Source organism: [Clostridium] ultunense DSM 10521, assembly GCF_000511955.1.
Lineage (GTDB): Bacteria > Bacillota > Clostridia > Tissierellales > Tepidimicrobiaceae > Schnuerera > Schnuerera ultunensis.
In genome coordinates, this window is record NZ_AZSU01000005.1 from 139669 (window position 1) to 159230 (window position 19562).

20 protein-coding genes, 2 pseudogenes and 1 riboswitch are annotated in these 19562 nt (G+C 30.0%); of the genes and pseudogenes, 5 read left to right on the forward strand and 17 right to left on the reverse strand.

Translation table 11 applies throughout. The features are described from left to right. The first annotated feature begins 15 nt into the window (after nt 1–15). From thyX to CUL_RS0112730, 3 genes are all read left to right on the forward strand, one after another. Nucleotides 16–717 (forward strand): FAD-dependent thymidylate synthase, encoded by a 702-nt coding sequence (thyX, locus tag CUL_RS0112720; protein ID WP_025642070.1) that lies wholly within the window; start codon nt 16–18, stop codon nt 715–717. Between the two features lie 155 nt (nt 718–872). After that, entirely contained in the window at nt 873–1145 is a 273-nt protein-coding gene (locus CUL_RS0112725) for a putative signal transducing protein (RefSeq protein ID WP_025642071.1), read from the forward strand. 21 nt (nt 1146–1166) lie between these two features. Continuing rightward, on the forward strand, nt 1167–1604 hold the full coding sequence (locus tag CUL_RS0112730) for a YaiI/YqxD family protein (RefSeq protein WP_025642072.1): 438 nt from the start codon (nt 1167–1169) through the stop codon (nt 1602–1604). Between the two features lie 22 nt (nt 1605–1626). Here CUL_RS0112730 and CUL_RS0112735 read toward each other — a convergent pair whose 3' ends face one another. The 6 genes and pseudogenes from CUL_RS0112735 to CUL_RS20015 form a co-directional block, all read right to left on the reverse strand. Then, complete coding sequence (locus CUL_RS0112735) at nt 1627–2799, reverse strand: cation:proton antiporter domain-containing protein (protein ID WP_025642074.1); 1173 nt, start codon at nt 2797–2799, stop codon at nt 1627–1629. A gap of 58 nt (nt 2800–2857) precedes the next feature. Beyond that, a riboswitch (Fluoride riboswitch) is annotated at nt 2858–2916 on the reverse strand. Nucleotides 2917–3085: 169 nt separating this feature from the next. After that, nucleotides 3086–3643, reverse strand: a complete 558-nt coding sequence (locus CUL_RS0112740) for a GNAT family N-acetyltransferase (protein ID WP_005585984.1) — start codon at nt 3641–3643, stop codon at nt 3086–3088. Nucleotides 3644–3669: 26 nt separating this feature from the next. Further along, a complete protein-coding gene (locus tag CUL_RS0112745) occupies nt 3670–4218 on the reverse strand; it encodes a GNAT family N-acetyltransferase (RefSeq protein WP_025642076.1) in 549 nt (182 codons plus the stop codon). Beyond that, nucleotides 4211–4912 (reverse strand): GNAT family N-acetyltransferase, encoded by a 702-nt coding sequence (locus CUL_RS17395; RefSeq protein WP_025642079.1) that lies wholly within the window; start codon nt 4910–4912, stop codon nt 4211–4213. Before CUL_RS17395 ends, CUL_RS0112745 begins: the two co-directional genes overlap by 8 nt. A 42-nt stretch (nt 4913–4954) precedes the next feature. Beyond that, nucleotides 4955–6130 (reverse strand): DUF438 domain-containing protein, encoded by a 1176-nt coding sequence (locus tag CUL_RS0112755; RefSeq protein ID WP_035143231.1) that lies wholly within the window; start codon nt 6128–6130, stop codon nt 4955–4957. A 73-nt stretch (nt 6131–6203) separates the two neighbouring features. Beyond that, nucleotides 6204–6413, reverse strand: a pseudogene (locus tag CUL_RS20015) (glutaredoxin domain-containing protein); the annotation flags it as partial. Nucleotides 6414–6875: 462 nt separating this feature from the next. Between CUL_RS20015 and abc-f the strand changes: the two are divergent. Next, nucleotides 6876–8345, forward strand: a complete 1470-nt coding sequence (gene abc-f / locus CUL_RS0112765) for a ribosomal protection-like ABC-F family protein (RefSeq protein WP_025642083.1) — start codon at nt 6876–6878, stop codon at nt 8343–8345. Between the two features lie 57 nt (nt 8346–8402). Here abc-f and CUL_RS20235 read toward each other — a convergent pair. Beyond that, nucleotides 8403–8507: pseudogene (locus tag CUL_RS20235) on the reverse strand (MerR family transcriptional regulator); the annotation flags it as partial. A 686-nt stretch (nt 8508–9193) separates the two neighbouring features. Between CUL_RS20235 and CUL_RS0112770 the strand changes: the two are divergent. Then, a complete protein-coding gene (locus CUL_RS0112770; RefSeq protein WP_005585977.1) occupies nt 9194–9691 on the forward strand; it encodes a cupin domain-containing protein in 498 nt (165 codons plus the stop codon). Nucleotides 9692–9806: 115 nt separating this feature from the next. Here CUL_RS0112770 and CUL_RS0112775 read toward each other — a convergent pair whose 3' ends face one another. The 10 genes from CUL_RS0112775 to CUL_RS0112820 all read right to left on the reverse strand — a co-directional run bounded on the left by CUL_RS0112775 (nt 9807) and on the right by CUL_RS0112820 (nt 19412). Further along, on the reverse strand, nt 9807–10325 hold the full coding sequence (locus tag CUL_RS0112775) for a GNAT family N-acetyltransferase (RefSeq protein ID WP_025642085.1): 519 nt from the start codon (nt 10323–10325) through the stop codon (nt 9807–9809). Between the two features lie 17 nt (nt 10326–10342). Then, nucleotides 10343–10987: a DNA alkylation repair protein gene (locus CUL_RS0112780; RefSeq protein ID WP_025642087.1), complete on the reverse strand. Its 645-nt coding sequence runs from the start codon at nt 10985–10987 to the stop codon at nt 10343–10345. Continuing rightward, entirely contained in the window at nt 10987–11439 is a 453-nt protein-coding gene (locus CUL_RS0112785) for an NUDIX domain-containing protein (protein ID WP_005585974.1), read from the reverse strand. Before CUL_RS0112785 ends, CUL_RS0112780 begins: the two co-directional genes overlap by 1 nt. 37 nt (nt 11440–11476) lie before the next feature. After that, on the reverse strand, nt 11477–13240 hold the full coding sequence (locus tag CUL_RS0112790; RefSeq protein ID WP_025642090.1) for a MutS-related protein: 1764 nt from the start codon (nt 13238–13240) through the stop codon (nt 11477–11479). A 91-nt stretch (nt 13241–13331) separates the two neighbouring features. Beyond that, nucleotides 13332–14297 (reverse strand): alpha/beta hydrolase, encoded by a 966-nt coding sequence (locus CUL_RS0112795; protein ID WP_025642092.1) that lies wholly within the window; start codon nt 14295–14297, stop codon nt 13332–13334. Between the two features lie 58 nt (nt 14298–14355). Continuing rightward, the gene (locus tag CUL_RS0112800) at nt 14356–14706 is read right to left on the reverse strand and encodes an SH3 domain-containing protein (RefSeq protein ID WP_025642094.1); all 351 of its coding nucleotides are present in this window, start codon (nt 14704–14706) and stop codon (nt 14356–14358) included. 6 nt (nt 14707–14712) lie between these two features. Then, entirely contained in the window at nt 14713–15114 is a 402-nt protein-coding gene (locus tag CUL_RS0112805) for a GNAT family N-acetyltransferase (protein ID WP_025642096.1), read from the reverse strand. Nucleotides 15115–15542: 428 nt separating this feature from the next. Next, nucleotides 15543–17885: an ATP-dependent DNA helicase gene (locus CUL_RS0112810; RefSeq protein ID WP_035143233.1), complete on the reverse strand. Its 2343-nt coding sequence runs from the start codon at nt 17883–17885 to the stop codon at nt 15543–15545. A 70-nt stretch (nt 17886–17955) separates the two neighbouring features. Beyond that, on the reverse strand, nt 17956–18399 hold the full coding sequence (locus CUL_RS0112815; RefSeq protein ID WP_025642100.1) for a GNAT family N-acetyltransferase: 444 nt from the start codon (nt 18397–18399) through the stop codon (nt 17956–17958). Nucleotides 18400–18575: 176 nt separating this feature from the next. Continuing rightward, entirely contained in the window at nt 18576–19412 is an 837-nt protein-coding gene (locus CUL_RS0112820; RefSeq protein ID WP_025642103.1) for an amidohydrolase family protein, read from the reverse strand. Nucleotides 19413–19562: the final 150 nt, after the last annotated feature.

Here is a 19562-nt window from a genome sequence, read left to right on the forward strand (position 1 = left end):
TAAGGGGTTGAATATATGAAAATGATAAATGTGTTAGATAAGGGTTATGTAAGACTTGTAGATACTTTAGGCTCAGATTTAACTATCGTAAATGCTGCTAGAGTGTCTTACGCAAAAGAATCTTTAGAATTAGACGATAAGGATAGAAGGCTTATTAATTTTTTAGCTAGAGAGGACCACACTTCCCCTTTTAGACATGCCATATTACAATTTGAAGTATATGCTCCTCTTATGGTAGCTAGACAATGGTGGAAATATATTGTAGGATCAGCCCATCAAGAAGGGGTTGGGGATTCACTTAACGCATGGAATGAATCTAGCAGAAGGTATATTACTGAAGAGCCCCTATTCTATATTCCTGAAAAAAATCAATGGCGGAGTAAACCAGAAAATTCTAAACAAGGTAGCGGTAAACCTATAGAGTGGGAATTGGGAGAAAAATATACAAAATCCCTTATGGAATATATAGATTTAGGGGAAAGATTATATAATGAAGCCTTGGAAGATGGTATATGTGCTGAACAAGCAAGATTGTTCTTACCAGCATATGGCATGTATGTAAGGTGGTACTGGACAGCCTCTTTACAGTCAGTTGTTCATTTTATTAACCAAAGAATTCAATCTGATGCTCAAAAAGAAATTCAAGAATATGCGAAAGCCATACTTATATTAGCAAAAGAAAGTTTCCCAGTATCATTAGAAGCTATTTCTATTTAAGTTCATCTAAGAGAACGGTTAGCTCAGCCGTTCTCAGTTTATATAGTATCTAAAAACCAGCTGGCTCAAATTTTTCTTTCTTATATAAAATATTCCACTATATTTATGGGTATTAATTATATATGATAAGATATAATTAATAAGGGGTGAATTTTATGTCTAATAAGCAACATGATATTCATAAGAAAAATCATGAAGATGATATTAAAATGGTTCTTTTAAAAACTGTATATAATAGTGTTGAGTTGAACTTCATTGAAAATTTATTAGATGAAAATAATATCCCATATATCCTTAAGGATCAAGGAAGTGGAGGGTATATGAGGATTTATAGTGGCTTTTCAATTTATGGAACTGATATATTCGTAGAAAAATCCATGCTTGAAAAAGCTCAATCTATTATTGATGAATTCCCTTGGGATGAATAATGATTAATCAGAGGTGTTTGAATGACTATTTTTATTGATGCTGATGGTTGCCCTGTAGTTGATATTGCAATAAGAGTTGCTAAAGAGAATAATATTAAAATAGTGGTAGTTAAAAATTACGCAGTAGAATTAAACGACCCTTATGCAGAAATCATAACTGTAGATATATCTAACGATAGTGCAGATTATTACATAGTAAATAGGATTAAACCTGGTGATATATTGATTAGCCAGGACTATGGTCTAGCAGCTATGGGGTTAGCAAAAAATGCTTATTGTATCAATCAAAACGGATTATTCATTACAGAAAATAATATTGATGAAATATTAAATAGAAGATATATTCACCAAACCTTGCGGAGAAAACAAAATATCTATACTAAGTTCAAAAAAAGAAATCCTCAAGCTAATGAGGATTTTGAAGAGAACTTAAAAAGGCTTATTTTATCTATATCCTGATTTGGCTTATACATCAGATATATTACAGTAATTTTTCTGCTGAGTAATTAATACCAATAGCTCCTAAAGGTGCAGTAATAAGTATGGATAATACTGCTAATGCTAAAATTATTTCTCCTGACTCTACACCTAAAGACAATGGTACCGCTCCAATTGCAGCTTGGACCGTTGCTTTTGGTGTATATGAAATTATACAAAATAGTCTTTCTCTCCAATTTAAATCTGTGTTTAATAAGGAAATCAGTACTCCTATACTTCTTCCTAATAGCCCAATCAAGATAATTACAATTCCCGTTTTCCCAGCTTCAAATGCTATTCCTACATTTACTTGAGCACCCACTAATACAAATAATAATATTTCTGCAAAAACCCATAGTTTGTTAAATTTTGCTGCTAGCCTTTTACCTACTAAAGGCATTTTCTCCATTACTACAAAACCTATGGTCATAACTCCTAACAAAGAAGCTATTTGAATTCGCATTTTTAATAAATTTTCAGTCTCAGTTAATAAAATAGCTAGACCTAATATTAATAATACTTTTTTAGTATCTCTCATATGATATTTTTTAAAGACTATTATGGATACAATTCCAATAACAATACCAGCTATGATACCCAATAATATAGATATTGGTATGCTTAGTATCTGTATTCCAATATTTAAATGTGTACCACTATATAATCCTAAAAAGGCGCTAAATATAGTAATAGCAAAAACATCATCGATAGAAGCACCTGTTAATATTAAAGTAGGTATACCCTTGGTTTCCCCTATATTATTTTCAATCAATTTTAACATAGAAGGAACTACTACTGCTGGAGAAACTGCTGCAATTACAAATCCTAAAATCCCACCTTGGATAAAGGAGAAATTAAGAAGCTTTGTTGAAATAAAAGCAATTGTAAATCCTTCTAATATAGCTGGTATAAAACTCATTTTGATTGCAGTAATTCCGTTCTTTTTTAATGCTTTTTTATCAATTCCAAAGCCTGCTCTTAATAAAATAATTATTAATGCAATTTTTCTCAAATCTGCCGATGCATTAATTATATCTTTTTGTAGCAAATTTATACCATAAGGTCCTATAATAATACCTAAAATAAGCATCCCCAGTAATCCTGGTAACTTAAGCTTTTCAAACAGTTTGTTTGCTGGTAATCCTAATAATAGAATAGCTGCTAAGCTTATTGCCAAAATATCATCTCCTTTATAATAGTCACAAAAAATAAAAATCCCACAGGTATAACATAGTATTCCTGTAGGAGTCATTAGCATTAAGCGATTTTGGTGAACCCCATCACCATTATTTATTTTCTAGTAAGAGTATATTATAACTCTCTATCTAATGTCAAGAAATTTAAATTTATATGGTAAACAAAAATAATAAATATTTCAAACCTATACATTAGTTTTTCATTTTCAGATACTCCGCTAATCCAAATTATCATATGGATGCTTTCAGAAACTAACTTTCTACAGTCTAATCCGCTCTACACCTATAAAACTCTTCTCTTAGAATTGCATAACTTTTCAAATCCACTGGTACTCCATTTTTAATAGCATCCTGTCTACGAGTGCCTTCATATTTCATACCTACCTTTTCCATTACCCTCCATGAACCAATGTTAGAATCCATAGCTCGTGCATAAATCCTATTTAGATTTAATTCCTTAAACCCAAATTCAATAATAGCTTGAGAAGCCTCTGTACAATATCCATTTTTCCAATAAGGTACTCCTATCCAATATCCAAGTTCTGCTTTTCTATGAATTTTACTTATCGTAAGGCCTATTGCTCCAATTACTTCTTTAGTATCTTTTATCACTATTGCATAGGTAATACTTTTTCCACTATTAAAATTATGTTTATGAGTACTAATCCATGATTCCGCTATTCCATCTTCGTAGGGATGGGGAATATTTAAGGTTGTCTCTGCCACCTTTGAATCTCCAGACAATTCTTGTACTCTTTTCGAATCCGATAACTCAAAAGGTCTTAGTATTAACCTTTCTGTTTCTATTATAGGTTGTTTTCCCATTTTATTGCCCCCTATATTTCAGATAATTAATACCCTCTATTCCATTCTTTTCTCAGCATTCCGTATATAACACAATTTACATAACCATCCTTAAGTAATTCACCATCTCGAATTATACCTTCCTTAGTAAATCCAAGCCTTTCTGGAATAGCTCTGCTTTTAAGATTGTCTTCTGCACATCTAATTACTACTCTATTTAGATTATAAATAGTAAATGCATAATTAATAAATTCTATACATGCTTTTGTCATTATTCCTTTTCCTACATAGTTTTCATCTAGCCAATAACCTATACTTATTTCTTTAATACTAGGATTTATACCGTGAAAACCTATAACACCTGCAAATTCTCCTTTATACCATATACTAGCATCAAAACCTTCATTGGCTGCATATCGCTTTTTACTATTCTTTATAAAGGATATAGTATCATCTACAGTTTTAGTACTATCAACCCAAGGCAAATACTTTCCTAAATGTTCTCTATTTGAATCGATTGATTTAAACATCTCTTCTGCGTGATGTATACCAACTAATCTTAGTTCAATATTATTATCAACTATATGTTTAAACATTGACTGTACCTCCATACAAACTTTTTACCATTATAAGACAAGGATTATGTTCCCCCCAAATTCCTTTAATTTCTTCGATTGGATAAAATCCTAGTTTATTATAAAATTCTCTAGTTTTTTTATAATTCTTATCTAGATGACTTTCTCCAAGAGTCTTAACCATTAAAAACTTATAATTTTTCTTTATCAAATAACTTATGGCTCTTTCTACTAACTCTCTACCTATTCCTTTATTATGATATTCTTTCTTAATCCCCATAACATATATTTCACAAGTATATTCATTATTAAACTTTAAGCTTAAAAATCCTATAGGCTTATCATTATCAAAAGCTGCATAAAAAATGGTATCCTTTACTTTATCTACATATTCAATAATAGCTTCTTCTATTCCAAACCAATCTGGTAGTTTTCTAAGTATGGAATTAGTTATATTTGATTTGGATTTTGGATCACTTATTTCTTTAATAAAATAATCCCTAGTGTTTGCCAACTCTTTAAGCAAAGCAGTTCTATCTTCAACAATTTTTTTATGTTGTTCATCTGTCCAATTTGGGTTTTTATTCATCCAAAACTTTTCACATGGCATTTTCTCACATTCCTTGCCTTCTATAGCATGGCATCCCATACATTTTACCTCAAAAATGTGGCAATCACTACAGATGCATCCCCATGCTCCAACTACTTTATTCAATATGATCCCCCCAGTTTTTAACCTTATTAGAGTATTACTTATCTACCATTCTAATAATCTTCTTTCCCCTTCTAATTCCCTTATTCCTGTAATATCTTGACTAACCTCCAGTACTCCTTTATATTCATCTTTTGAATTCTTTAATGCAAAATACTGGATTAATATCTTTCTCCCCTTCAAGTCTATCCAAAATCTAGCTGAATCCTTACTACCATCTTTAAATGCTTCAATTATTTTATTTACTACATCTACGCTTTCTGAAGGGTGACAATTCTCCACATCACGGCCAATGACGGCTGGTGAACGTGGAAATATTCTATCCTTAGGCCTTGTAAAAAATCTAACTTTATTGTTTTCATCTACAAAAGTAAGGTCTACTGGCAAAGCGTTTAATAGAAGCATCATCTGTTCAAAATTCAATTCTCCAGTATTGGTTTTGAACTTCGTTGCCTCTAACCCATATAAATCTAATTTTTCTTTCTTCTCTAATGCTGGCTTTTGAATAAATGGAAATCCATAATCCATACTTTGAGCATGCATATCTTCCCATTCCTCATCACTAATTACTTCCATAGATGCTGGAAATAAAATAAGTTTTTCTTTCTTTACTATACCAAGTAAAGTAAAGAACAAACTACCAATTTCTTTATTAAATTCTTCAACAGACATATTTTCAGATTCTAATAAATTTTCTACTCTCTTTATATTTTTTCTTGCCTCATCATGTAATGACCACATAATAGTTAGTCCATGGAACCTGTCCATTTTTTTCTCTAAATAAGGAAAAAGTATATTCTCCTTCTTTAAATAATGTTGATTAAATTCCTCTAGTTTCTTAACACGAACTAATAATTCATCCTTTTTTATCTCCACTTCTTTGTTTAATATTATTTTCTTTATTTCTTCTAATTTTTTCGTAAGGGCTTCATTTTCTTTTATTAAATAATATAAAAAACTGTCTTCTTTTGGCTTTTTCCATGAATAATTGCTTAAAGGTTTATGAAATACATTTATAACCTTATCTAATATTTTAAGTACATCCTTTGGTGTATACCCTTTTTCTAATTTTGAGGTAAATATTTCAAAACATTCTTGTGGAGTTACAGTTTCAATATCTTCTTTGTATTTAAGATATAAAGCTTTCCCATCTCCATTATCCACAACTCCTTGAACGTATTCCTTTAAACTTTCAATTTTTTTCCTATCTATATCCACCATTACACCCCTTGCTTCAAAATTTCACATAATCTAAATTATAATATATCCAATATATACCAACTATTCTATATATTTAAACTATCAACTTTTTATAATCGAAAATAACCTGTTCCCCATCATTTATAACTATACAAGGAAGCCCTACCCTTCCTGCCTTTTTTATTTCATCAAATTCCGGTCTATTATCCCTTATTTTTAAGAACTTCTTTAGGTATAACATATTTTCAGTAATATCTAAATATAAGAACTTAATATTGTTGTTGGAAAGATACTCTTTCGCTGGCTCACAATCTGGTCAATGTTTACTACCAAAAACAATTATTTTCTTCATTTACATCTCTCCTCCTAAGTAAATTATCTATATTTAATATATCATGGTCCTCCTAATTGGTAAATATATTAATAATGAATATTTAGAATAATACTTGTGACTTTATACTCAATATGGTAAAATTAATGTGAAAATAATATTTGGAGGTTGCTCATGATTTTATTTCTTGCTAAATAATAAAATTTTACAGGGACAAAAATACAGCCATTATATTACCCTAGTATTTTTGTGTCTAATTTTAGCGAGAAATCTCTTATGAATATATTTATATTTTATTAAAGGATGATTTTGATCATCTTTTTTTATATATTTTTCTGCTGCCAGGAGAGCTTTCTCTTGGCATTTTTTATGGAGGTGAACAATATGAATAATACCCTTTTATACCAGAAGTATCTGAAGAAGGAGTGAAATTAGTTGTCATTAATAGATATTAAAAATTTAACATTTACTCATATAGGTAGCATTAATCCAATTTTTGATGATGTAAGTTTACAACTAGATACAAATTGGAAATTAGGATTTATTGGTCGCAATGGTTATGGAAAATCTACATTTCTAAACCTTTTAATGGGTAAGTTGTCCTATAAGGGTAATATCCATACTTCTGTAGATTTTGAATACTTTCCCTATGTGGTAAATAATCCAGATAATATAACCATATCAGTTATTGAAAACTTAAAAGGAGAATTTCCACTGTGGAAATTGGAAAAAGAAATGAACTTGCTTCAACTTAAGGAAGATGTGTTGTACCGGTCTTTTTCTACCTTAAGCCATGGAGAACAGACTAAAATACTTCTTGCCACTATGTTTATTACAGATAATCAGTTTCTATTAGTTGATGAACCTACCAATCATTTAGATGTTCAAGGTAGGAAACTTGTAGCTGAATACTTGGCAATGAAAAAAGGATTTATAGTTGTATCCCACGATCGAGAGTTTTTAAATATCTCCGTTGACCATATATTGGCCATTGAAAAAAATAAAATTGTACTAACTAAAGGAAATTACGATACATGGCAGCGCAATAAGCATTTAGAAGATCAATTTGAGCTTGCACAAAATGAAAAATTAAGAAAAGAAATACGAAGATTAAAAGACTCAGCAAGGGAAAAAGCTCTATGGTCAGATAAAGTTGAGAAATCCAAAATTGGTCAAGGTCCTGTAGATCGAGGATATATTGGTCATATGGCTGCTAAAATGATGAAGCGCTCTAAAAACATTGAGAAACGTTATGAAAAAGCCATTGAGAAAAAGCAAAAATTACTCAAAAATATAGAGGAGATTGAAGCACTACAAATAGACCCTTTAGAGCACCATGTAGATACTCTTATAGAAGTAGACGATTATACAATATATTACAATGATAATCCTATATTTAAACCAATAAGCTTTACCCTTAATCAAGGGGAATGTTTAATTCTGCAAGGTAATAATGGCAGCGGAAAATCCAGTATTATAAAGGCTATTCTAGGTGAAAAACTACAAACCATTGGCCAATTGTGGAAAGCCAATAATTTAATAATATCTTATGTGCCACAACAATTTGATTTTTTAAAGGGCAGTCTATTTGAGTTTATTGATAATTCCAATATTGATAAGACTCAGTTTCTAACAATCTTTAGAAAAATGGGAATTCCCCGAGAACAATTTGATATTCCCATGGAGAATTACAGTAGTGGTCAAAAGAAAAAGGTTCTTTTAGCAAAATCCCTTTGTGAACAGGCTCATGTATATATCTGGGATGAACCTTTAAATTATATTGATATCATTTCGAGAATTCAGATTGAAAATATGATTTTAGAATATGCCCCTACAATGCTCCTTGTTGAGCATGATAAAAAATTTATCGACAAGGTTGCTACAGATATTGTTGAATTGTGCTAAAATATAGCCAAGCACAAGAATAAAAATTATTTTTTCTTGTGCTTGATCTATATAGTTTTATAAATTATAATTTTCTCTATTTATATCCTCTAAAGAAAACATCATTTCTTTCATAGCCATAATACTTTGTAGTCTTTTAGTATCTTTCTCGGTATAGTATCTATAGTTTTTCTTCGATCAACAGTAAATAAACCAATTTTATCATAGTATCTAAAGGTTCCGATTCAAATATTTATTTTTTAAGCACCTCTCCTTCTCTTCCACCGCCAAATGTATTTTTCTATTTGAATTTTAGCCAATCATATTTTTTCCTCTTACTTTGACTTAAATTTTAAAGACTATATTTTAAAACTTGTTAAACCAGTTCATATAAATTGGAGTTTAAAATATAGGGTTTTCTATGGTTAGATAGAACAGGAGATGCTAATATTCATGGAAGATTAATACAAATTGCTCACCTTGAAAGGGATAAAACTTTAAAGATATATAAACTATATGACAAAACTTTAAATATACTGAATAACACCAATAAAGCTAAATTTATTCTTGACAGAATTAGGGTTGAAAACCAAGCTACATAAGGGCCCAATACAGTTTAATATGCAACGCTTACAAAGATATAAAGAAAAAACTTATAGAAGAATCCCTTGAATATTGCCTATTTAGAAGATTAGAAATTGAAAATTGTTCGGGAGCATTATTTTGTGAAAATTAAGAAAAAACACTTGCCTTTTACATATATTTATGGTCATAGATTCTAGAAAATATTTTTATACTTAATTTCATAAAGAACTCCTCTTGAATATAATACATATAATATCATAGAAGCCATAAAAGGAGTGAATATCATGTATAATGATTATAGATCGTATCCGTGTCCTTACTGGGATAACAAACCAAAACGTCACCCAAATTATTATAAAGACCCTATCCAATTAAAAGATTATGGACCTTGCCCATTTGTAACCAATATTGAAGAAGCTGCAAAACAAAATAACTATTTTCGTATAGCATTATGGACAGGGAAATATCTACAGCTTACACTAATGAGTATTAATGTTGGTGATGACATCGGTCTAGAAATGCACCCTGATCTAGATCAATTCATTCGTATTGAACAAGGGCAAGGAATCATTAGAATGGGGAATACAATGGATAACTTGAGTTTTCAAACAAGAGTTTATGACGATTATGTAATATTTATACCTGCAGGCACATGGCATAATTTAATTAATACAGGTAATTTACCAATTAAACTATATTCTATATATGCACCTCCAGAGCATCCCCATGGCACAATTCATAGAACTAAAGAAGAAGCTGAAATACATGAAAATCGTTATTAGATATTGGTAGTAAAAGATGTGGACAAAAATTCTTTGTCCACATCTTTTCCGCTACCAAATTATCAATTAATCCATCATTATATATTAGCAATACATCATATTATCACTTAATATTTTAAAGATATAAATTCATAAGTACAGCATCAAAATATTCTCCATCAATTTTAAAAAATTTTTTATACACTCCAATCCTTTCAAATCCCAATTTTTCATAAAGCTTTATTGCACTTAAATTATCTATCCTAACTTCTAATTCTATAACTTCCAGTTTTGCAATATATTTTGCAAATGTAATCAATTCTTCCATCATTTTAGTACCAATACCTTGATTCCAATATTTCTTCTTAACACTTATAGCAAGTCCACCTCTATGGGCAATACGAGTTCTATTGATAAATCCTTGCAATGAACCAATAGAAACTATTTCTTCACCAATTTTCCCAAGATACATAACTGATTTATCCGATAAATTAATATCTTCAATGATTGCCATTTCTTTTTCTACTGGCATGTCTTTAAATTCATTTTCACCAAATAATAGATTGTCGCTTTCCCCACCAATAATATTTAAGAATTCTAATACCTTTTCAGCGTCTTCCTTTTTAGCCTTACTAATTTTCAAATGTTGAGACATATTCTCACCTCATTTACCTATAAATACTTGCTACCTTCCCTAACGCTTAAAGGATGGAGTGTGTTTTTATGGATAAAATTTTTCACCCATTCCTTATTGGTTTTAGAGTACTCTCTCAAGGCCCAGCCTATTGCTTTGTTTATAAAAAAATCATTGGTTTCGGAGTTGGATAAAATTGCTTTGCTTAAAAATTGGGTATCGGTTTTTTCTTTATATTTCAATTGAAATATAATAGATACCCTATTTAACCAAATATTATTCGACTCTATCCATTTGGTTAAATAGTCTTTCTTTACTTCAGGATATTCCATAGCTACATGGCCTACTATTCTATTTATGGCATCTACACTATCCCACCATGATTTTGTCGTCAATAGTCTCTCAATATTTCCCATATCATCTGGCGTAAACAGCTTTTTAACTTTTTCCATATAATCTATAGCCAAGTATTGAAATTCCCTTTCTGGCATATCATAACATTTAAAAACGAAATTCCAATCTATATTTGTATCCTTTCTTTTAACTTTTAGTAATTCCTTCGATAATCCATTCCTTTCTGGCTTTTTAAGGCCAAGAAAAGGGAATTTGTTTTTCATATATTTGGCCATAGGTATTGCTTGTTCTTCGTTTCTATTGTTATAGAATATTTGAAAAATGTCCATTATATCCCTCTTTCTAATCTTAACCTGACATTTTCAGCCTTTTCGATGCTCTCCTTTAACCATATAAGGGCTTTTTCATTTTCTAATATTTCTTCACAAGTCATCCAATATATTTCCCCAACCTCATCGGTAGCCACGGGCTTTGCTTCCCCAGATTTATATTTGCATATAAAAACCACATCTACAACTACTTGTCCATCAGCTAGTAAGAATGATTTGCTCTCAAGATAATGCATTGTATCTAAAACTTCTATACCAACTTCCTCCATTATTTCCCTTCTTAAAGTCTCTTCTAAAATGCCATCTTGTGCCATATTTGTTTCTACTTTCCCTCCAACCAAAGACATAAGTCCTGGAGCATGTTCTTCTTTTTCACTTCTTTTTATGATCAACCATTTATCATCTTTATATATGGCTGCCTCCACATTGACAATGTACAATATATTGCTCATATATATTTCTCCTTTCAATTTTCCATATTTATTGTTCTCATTTATTACTAATTATAGAATAGTTTTCAACTTGTACTAAAGCCTTTTCATATATTTCCGACGGATAGTCAAGATATTCTAAAATTGCAATAGCATTTCTGCTTACACAAGGGCCTTTCCTCAATATGTAGTCAAATATTATATCCTTACTTTTAATAGTTTCCTTAAAATGATAATTTTCATATTTATTGTTTACTAAACTTATAAGCTCTAAATCATGTGTGGCTGCAATGACACAAGAATTATTATTTATCATATAATTTAGTACTACACTGGCAGCACTAATCCTTTCAGCTGTATTAGTACCTCTAAATATTTCATCTAAAATACATAGTATTGGTTCATCAGAAGCAATAGAGTCAATTATCCTCTTCAATGCCTTAGCTTCAGCCATAAAATAGCTATCCCCTTCAACAATACTGTCTGTAGTTCCAATTGAAGTAAATAGTCTAAAATAAGAGGAAGTATAACCTTTAGCTAATACTATATTTAGAGTCTGAGCAAAGATTGAGTTTATGCCTATAGTCCGTAAAAATGTAGATTTTCCTGATGCATTTGAACCTGTAATTAAAACCCCTTTATTATTAAATTCAAAAGTATAGGGTACTGGTTTTTCTAATAGGGGATGATACATTTTATCTACTTCCAAATAGAATCTACAGTTTTCCTTCCTAAGCTTAGGTTTAATAAAGTAATCTAACCCTGATGTATAGGAACTGACAGAAATATATGCATCTATTTCACCAACTATTGTATACATTTTCAAAAAATCCTCTTTATTTTCATTTAACTGTTTAACAACTCTATAAAATACTTTTGGTTCTCTTAAAACAATCATATTATAATAATCTATTAATAACTGAGCTTCTGTTTTTAGTTCATCGTTAAAGTTGATTTTAGAAATATTACGCTTTATCTTCTTGGTGTTTTGCAATAACTCCTCTAAACTATTTTGATTTAATCCTAAACTATCTATGTTTAATTTCATAATATTTTCAGCACAATAAATAAGGTTTCCTAAATATTTAAAAGTTTCCATCTCTGCATATATTTTATGCTTGTTGCTATTATAAACCACAGTATTAACCATAAAAGTTAATATAAATATAGCAAACCCAATTCTAAGGTTAATTAATAGCAATATCAATGATAAAAAAGGTATATAAGAAAGTATTTGGTATAAAGTTGAATAATTTGTATCTACATTCATACCTTCTTCAAAGTATGCAAATATCTCTTTACCCTCCTCTTTCCCCAGTATAGAAAGATAATACTGAATTCCTTGTGAAATATCACTATTATTTCTTAATCGGTCTATTATTTCATACCTTTTATTAAGTGGATTTTCTTTAAATAAAGGTCTTCTCAGAATATAATATAGATATTGCATACCTGGCAAACTCATAGTATGATCAATTTTTGTAAATATAGTATCCATATCTAAATCATTCCATGTAATATCGTCTATTGAAAAATAAATATTTTCCCTTTTAGATAGAAATTTATGAAGATTATCTTTCCCAGAAAAATTAGCATTATCTTTCCTTTCTTCTCCCCATAATTCACTAATAGCCTTTTTCTTACCCTTTACATAATTATTTCTTTTTATTTTTTGATATACTAATAAAAATATAATTACTGAAATAGAAACTAAAAAAAACAAATAATTTACTTGTATTCCTAATGCAATTCCAACAATAATTAGAACTACAGATAAGGTTTCTATTATGAAATCTAAATCTCCTTTAGAAAATTGATTCAAAGCATTTTATCCTCCTTTTCTAGATGATTAGTTTTATAAGATATTGATAAATTGTGAAAAAATTATATTGACTCTCCTCCAAATCTATAATTTACTCCAATTCTTTTATAAACCCAAAAACATTATTTTCATATTCATTTGGATAGTCAAAATATATTTCTGCATGTGCACTATATTCAACAGTAAAAATCTTTTTATTATTATGTTTAACTGAATTATAAATATCCTGTCCCATAAAATAAGGTGTTATTTCATCAGCTCTACTATTTATAATTAGTAGAGGTACTTTAGTATCACCTATACGGTTACAAATATTAGCATCTTCATAAGAAAATCCTAATTTCAATTTAGTAACGATATTTCCCGTAAACATCATGAAATCTACCGGTATACCTATATCCATTTTTTCCATCTCAGTAGAAAGCATATAACTCATATTGCTCATAGGACAGTCTAAAATTGCAAAATCAACATTCCTATTGGCTTGGTCTGAACCAAGATATATTCCTACGGTGCCCCCACCAAATGAAGTTCCCCATACTCCAATCTTTTTATTATCACCAATATTATCTTTTAGATATGTAACATAATCCTGTAAATCATGACTTTCTAAGTAACCATAAGTAGTGTATTTTGCTGTATTTTCTCCTGAACTTCGTTGGTCATAAGAAATAACATTATATCCGTTTTCTAAAAACATATTAGCTATAGGATAGTTTGTCCAACGATTTCCACCCAAACCATGAACCATGACTATGGTATCTGTATTTTTATCTCCATCTATAGTGATATAATCAGCAGGGATTATATGTTCATCAGATGTAGATTTTATTTGTATTGTCTCAATTGCATATTTTGATTTAAATTCATCTAAATTAAAATTTATCTTTTTGAAATATGCTTTTGCATTTTCAAAACTAGTGCTCTCATTATCCACCATTTGCATAGAACCATTAAAAACAGAAATTCCTGTAAAATAACAAGTTCCAATTATTCCGGCTAATATAACAAATCCTAAGGTGATGCCAAATATTCTTATTATTCTTTTCTTTTTCAATATTTGAGCCCCTTTCGATATTATAATAATATGTTAAAAAGATCTTTAATCTACAGAATTATATATTTTTTAATTTTTCCTTTGGTAACCACCCTTCATCTTTATCAATAATTTTTATACACCATAACCAACCATTAAGTTCTTCTGTCCCTTCAACAACTTCGCCTATTTTAACATTCAGTTCCTTTGCTGTATAATCTTCTAATATTGTTCCATATTCATTTTCAATAGAAAGTATCTGTTCTGGAACCCATCCCTCTGTCTCATTATCTAATGTATAACAATACCTCCAGTTATCCCAATTTTCTGGTCCATTATATTTATCTCCTATCTTTAATTTGGTGCCTTTTTTTATTGTTATTGGATTTGGATAATTGCTAATATGGGATTTAATTACTTTATAAATCATACTTATTTACCTCTCTTTATTAATTCTTGACATAATAATAGAGTCTATATATACTCCTTTTTCTAAATATTTATCAAACTTCAAGATTCCTTCTTGTTGAAATCCAAATTTTTCATACAGTTTTATAGCCCGTTCGTTATTGGAATCTACTTCTAAGCAAATTTTTAGAAAATTACTGTTATCTGCCCAGTTTATCATCGTTTCTATCAATTTACTTCCTATACCATAATTCCAAAATTCCTTTAATATTGCTATTCCAAATTGACCTTTATGTTGATATCTTTTTAAAGAACTAGTTGTAAAACCTAGTGTGCCTACAATATTTCCATTAACTTTTGCAGTAAGAAAGATCTCCTTATCATTATTTGCTTTATTTTTAATAAACTTTATTTCATTTTCTATACTCATATTAAATTCACCAGGTTCTCTCATTAAATACTTAGCAATTTTAATTCGATTATGCATGTCCCTTTCAATTAATAGATAATTGATTTGTTCTGAAATGCTATTTTTAAAATTATCTTTACCTTTTTTTCATCAACTAAGGCCATCCTATCCCTCTTGAGATATTTATTTTTATGTTTCCCTATATTTGATATATGCTTCACAATGTATAAAGAATGTGTCGTGATATTTGCCAAATCTCGAATCGGAAATGCTGTTCTTTATAAATATGCCGGAAACTGCCACTAAAGTTTAAAAACAAAACTAAGACACATAAATTTTCTTATGTTCACTTAATATCAATTCTTATTTAAATCAGTATTACCCTTTTCGTAACCCTTCCTCCTACATGAGTTCTAATGATATCATTTGCTTTCCTAGGTGAATATAAACTAATTCTTCCAGAACTCCATGAGTTTTACTCTTATAAGTTTTGAATTTGCTACCCTCTTATAATGAGACCATTCCTTTGGATATAATCTTTTATACTTTATAATGCCAAACCTTTCATCTATAAGTAGTATTGCTCCCTTATCCTTCTCGCTTCTAATAACTCTACCAGCAGCTTGAAGGACTTTATTCATTCCAGGATACATATAAGCATATTCATAGCCTAACCCATTTTCTGATTGAAAGTATTCTCTAATAATATCTCTTTCAAAACATATCTGGGGTAGCCCTACTCCTACAATTACAGCACCAATGAGTTTGTCTCCAATTAAGTCTATTCCCTCTGAAAATATACCTCCTAATACTCCAAAAGCAACCATTGTATCCTCTGTTTCTAGATTGAATCTATTTAAAAATTTCTCTCTATCTTCTTCTGTCATAAAACTTTCCTGAATTATAGTTCTAATATCTGGATTTCTATCTACAAAATTTAAATACACTTGTTCCATATATTTGTATGAAGGAAAGAAAATAAAATAATTTCCCTTTTTCTGTGATACAAATTCTTCAATATATTCCACTACATTTAAGTAAGTTTTATCTCTATCCTTATACTTAGTGGAAATAGTATCCCCAACTAAAAGACATAGATTGTCCTTGGGAAAGGGAGATGAAAATCTAATAATATAATCCTCTTCATCTCCACCTAATACATCTCTATAATAATCAAGGGGTGTTAATGTAGCAGAAAAGAATATAGCTGCTCTCACCTTTTTTAATATTTCACTTAATAAATAGGAAGGATCTATGCAAAATAGCTTTAAAAGCATATCCTTACCCATTGGCTCAATATAGGTTACATACCTCTTATCATAGAAATCGGCTATCTTAATAAATCTCAATAGTTCAAAATATAACTCCTGTATTTCCTCATGAAGCCCATGTCCTTTTTCATTTATAAGCCACTCTTCTAATTCTTTTATAAGCTTATTTATTGGAGAATAAATATCTGTTATTTCCTCTTTTTGATAATAAAAATCCTTATTAGAAACATGCTCTCTTTTTACTTTATTCATAGCATTATTACAATTATTAAAAGCTTTTGAAACATTGGGAAATTTTTCTCTAAATAATCTTTTATATTTTATAAATGGCTCTTTTGTAATCTGTGCTGAAAACATGTCCCGAGAACGGTCTACTAGGTTATGAGCTTCATCTATTAAAAATATATAGTCATTTCCATTACCTTCAAAAAATCTTTTCAAACTTACATTTGGATCAAATGCATAGTTATAATCGCATATTATTACATCACTCCAAAGACTTAAATCTAGAGAAAATTCGAAGGGACATACCTGGTGAAGTTGTGCATATTCTACTATAATCTCCCTTGTCATCATATCTTGTTTCTCTAGTACATCCATAATAGCCTGATTCACCCTGTCATAATGGCCTTTGGCATAAGGACAGTCTCTTGGATTACATTTTACTTCTTCATTTAAACATATTTTTTCCTTAGCAGTGATAAAAATGGATTTAATCCTAAGTCCCTTCCATGCCATCTGCTCTATAGAATTTAAAGCTACCTGCCTTGTAATAGTCTTTGCGGTCAAATAAAAAACTTTAGAAGCAACACCCTCCCCAATAGCCTTTATAGAAGGAAATATAGTAGAAATGGTTTTACCTATACCTGTTGGAGCCTGAGCAAAAAGGTTTTTTTCATTAAGTATTGTCTCATAAACGGCAACTGCTAATTTCCTTTGACCTTTTCTATAACTTTTAAAAGGAAAAGAAAGTTCTTTTATGGCTGCATCTCTAACCATTTGCCAATAAAAAGTCATATTTGCCCACTCTACATATTCTTCAATTAACCCTAAAAAGAATTCCTCTAATTCCTTAAAAGTATAGTATTTTATAAACTTCCTTGTTTCTTCCCATTCAATGTTGTAATAGGTAAGCTGTATATTTATTTCATCTATTTTATTTTCCTTTGCATACATGTAACCATAACATTTCCCTTGAGCCCAGTGAAGCTGATTATAATCTTCACCAAGCTCATCTAATGGCCTTGTAGTGCTTTTAATCTCATCTATTATTATATTTTCATCTGTCTTTAAAATCCCATCCGCTCTACCTTCTATTTCTATAGTGAAATCCTCATAATTTAAGATATGCCTTAATGCAACTTCTGGAGTATATTCTTCTCCATAAGAGTTTTGCACCTTTTGATGGGCTCTTGTCCCTTCCACTGCTCTAGTACTTCCCATAAATGTATTGTCTATATCTCCTGAACGAAGTACAAACTCGACTAAATTCCTTACAGATACTTTGATTTGCTTAGACATATTATTCATCCTTAATCTTCATGATATTTGATACCTATATATGCTTTCATATGGACTTCCTTTCTAATACCTATAATCTTACTATATACTGACAAGTCTTTTTTTGCCCGTTTTTATATAATTCATGCCACGTTGGTCTATCGATAATTCCTATTAGTTCAGCACCACTGTGTTCACAAGTTTTTCTGGATGCAATATTTTCCGGTGCACATGTAATTATAACTTTATCCATCTTGTGTTTCTTTGCCAATAGAAACAGTAATTTACAGGCCTTTGAGGCGTAATGGTTTCCTCTATAAGATTCATAAATTTCATATCCTATATTCCCGCCATATTTTGTATTATCATTATGCCCGATACGCAAATCACACTGACCTACTTCAACATCATCAACGCACCTGACAATCTTGAAATAATATGCTGGAACATATCCCTTCTCGATGTTTTCATCAGAAGTTCTATATAGGCGTAGATAAATTTCTTGATCTCGCAAATCCGTTGTATCAAAAAACAATTTTACACCTCCATGAAATTGAAATATTATCTTTATCGAAAGTGACTTACATGAATACTACCAAAACATCTGCATTGCTTTGCTTTTAGGGTCTAAATAATCATAATAAAGACCATAATGTTTTCATCCTGCAAATCCAATCTTATTTAATAAAACAGTGAATTCATATGCCTTCCCTATAATAATGAATTCTTCCTTATTTCATTTAATTCATCTACATTAAACAATCCTAGCCTATATAAATATAAATATTCCTCAGAAACTCCACTATTAAATATTAATAGGTCATCTGTATTTATTGTAAGAAGTATCCCATTATCAAATAATTTTCTGGCAGGATAACATGCCATGTCTTTAGCCGCTCCTAATATATAGTTGCTGCTTGGACATATATTTAATCTAATGTTTCTCTCTTTTATTAAATCCATCACGTATTCATTTGAAACAGTCCCTATGCCATGTTGTATTTCATCTACTTCTAATATTTCTATTGCTTTTTTTACATTTTTAGAATCATGGAATTCTCCAGCATGTACTTTAAGTTTAAGACCTTTCTCCTTTGCATATTTATAATAATCTCTAAATCTCTCAAAGTCATCTACAGTTCCATCTCCATATAAATCTATAGAAAAAAACACTCCACTGTCTATACAGGGTAGCAAAAGTTTCTCTAGATTTTCATTGGATATATTTTTAGGCATACCTACCTCTGGTCTAAAGTCTGTCGATTCAATATACTTATTTCTAATGTAAAGTACTGTTTTGAAGAACTCATCCTCTTCAGTAAAGCGCATTAGTTCATGACAATCTATACTAGCTTCTAATACCTTTACTCCATCTTTTATGGCTTCCTTTACCGTTTCTACAATTAAAAACAGAATATCTTCTTTTTTACTAATATACCTCATAGTTTCATTAAAAATATAATCATCTAATCCTTTAAGTCCATCTATTTTACTAGGTGGATTATTTACATTGCCACCAGCCCATTTATTAAAAATAGAGAATCTCATACCTAGCCCACAATGATTATGTACATCTCCCTTGGATACCTTTCTTATCTTAGTTAAATCTTTTTTATTAATCCCTCTTTAAATAGTTTCCCCTCTGTTTTTCCATAAATATTCTCCTTTGACTTAAACATAGAAATCATTAATGCATCT

What these genes read in the sequence shown, in the direction of transcription:
- CUL_RS0112775 (WP_025642085.1), bottom strand. Translation starts at nt 10,325, where the DNA reads ATGTCTCAACATTTGAAAATTAGTAAGGCTAAAAAGGAAGACGCTGAA.
- CUL_RS0112730 (WP_025642072.1), top strand. Translation starts at nt 1,167, where the DNA reads ATGACTATTTTTATTGATGCTGATGGTTGCCCTGTAGTTGATATTGCA.
- CUL_RS0112745 (WP_025642076.1), bottom strand. Translation starts at nt 4,218, where the DNA reads ATGTTTAAACATATAGTTGATAATAATATTGAACTAAGATTAGTTGGT.
- CUL_RS0112810 (WP_035143233.1), bottom strand. Translation starts at nt 17,885, where the DNA reads ATGTCTAAGCAAATCAAAGTATCTGTAAGGAATTTAGTCGAGTTTGTA.
- thyX (WP_025642070.1), top strand. Translation starts at nt 16, where the DNA reads ATGAAAATGATAAATGTGTTAGATAAGGGTTATGTAAGACTTGTAGAT.
- CUL_RS0112820 (WP_025642103.1), bottom strand. Translation starts at nt 19,412, where the DNA reads ATGAGATTCTCTATTTTTAATAAATGGGCTGGTGGCAATGTAAATAAT.
- CUL_RS0112770 (WP_005585977.1), top strand. Translation starts at nt 9,194, where the DNA reads ATGTATAATGATTATAGATCGTATCCGTGTCCTTACTGGGATAACAAA.
- CUL_RS0112780 (WP_025642087.1), bottom strand. Translation starts at nt 10,987, where the DNA reads ATGGACATTTTTCAAATATTCTATAACAATAGAAACGAAGAACAAGCA.
- CUL_RS0112805 (WP_025642096.1), bottom strand. Translation starts at nt 15,114, where the DNA reads ATGAGTATAGAAAATGAAATAAAGTTTATTAAAAATAAAGCAAATAAT.
- CUL_RS0112785 (WP_005585974.1), bottom strand. Translation starts at nt 11,439, where the DNA reads ATGAGCAATATATTGTACATTGTCAATGTGGAGGCAGCCATATATAAA.
- CUL_RS0112740 (WP_005585984.1), bottom strand. Translation starts at nt 3,643, where the DNA reads ATGGGAAAACAACCTATAATAGAAACAGAAAGGTTAATACTAAGACCT.
- CUL_RS0112725 (WP_025642071.1), top strand. Translation starts at nt 873, where the DNA reads ATGTCTAATAAGCAACATGATATTCATAAGAAAAATCATGAAGATGAT.
- CUL_RS0112755 (WP_035143231.1), bottom strand. Translation starts at nt 6,130, where the DNA reads ATGGTGGATATAGATAGGAAAAAAATTGAAAGTTTAAAGGAATACGTT.
- CUL_RS0112800 (WP_025642094.1), bottom strand. Translation starts at nt 14,706, where the DNA reads ATGATTTATAAAGTAATTAAATCCCATATTAGCAATTATCCAAATCCA.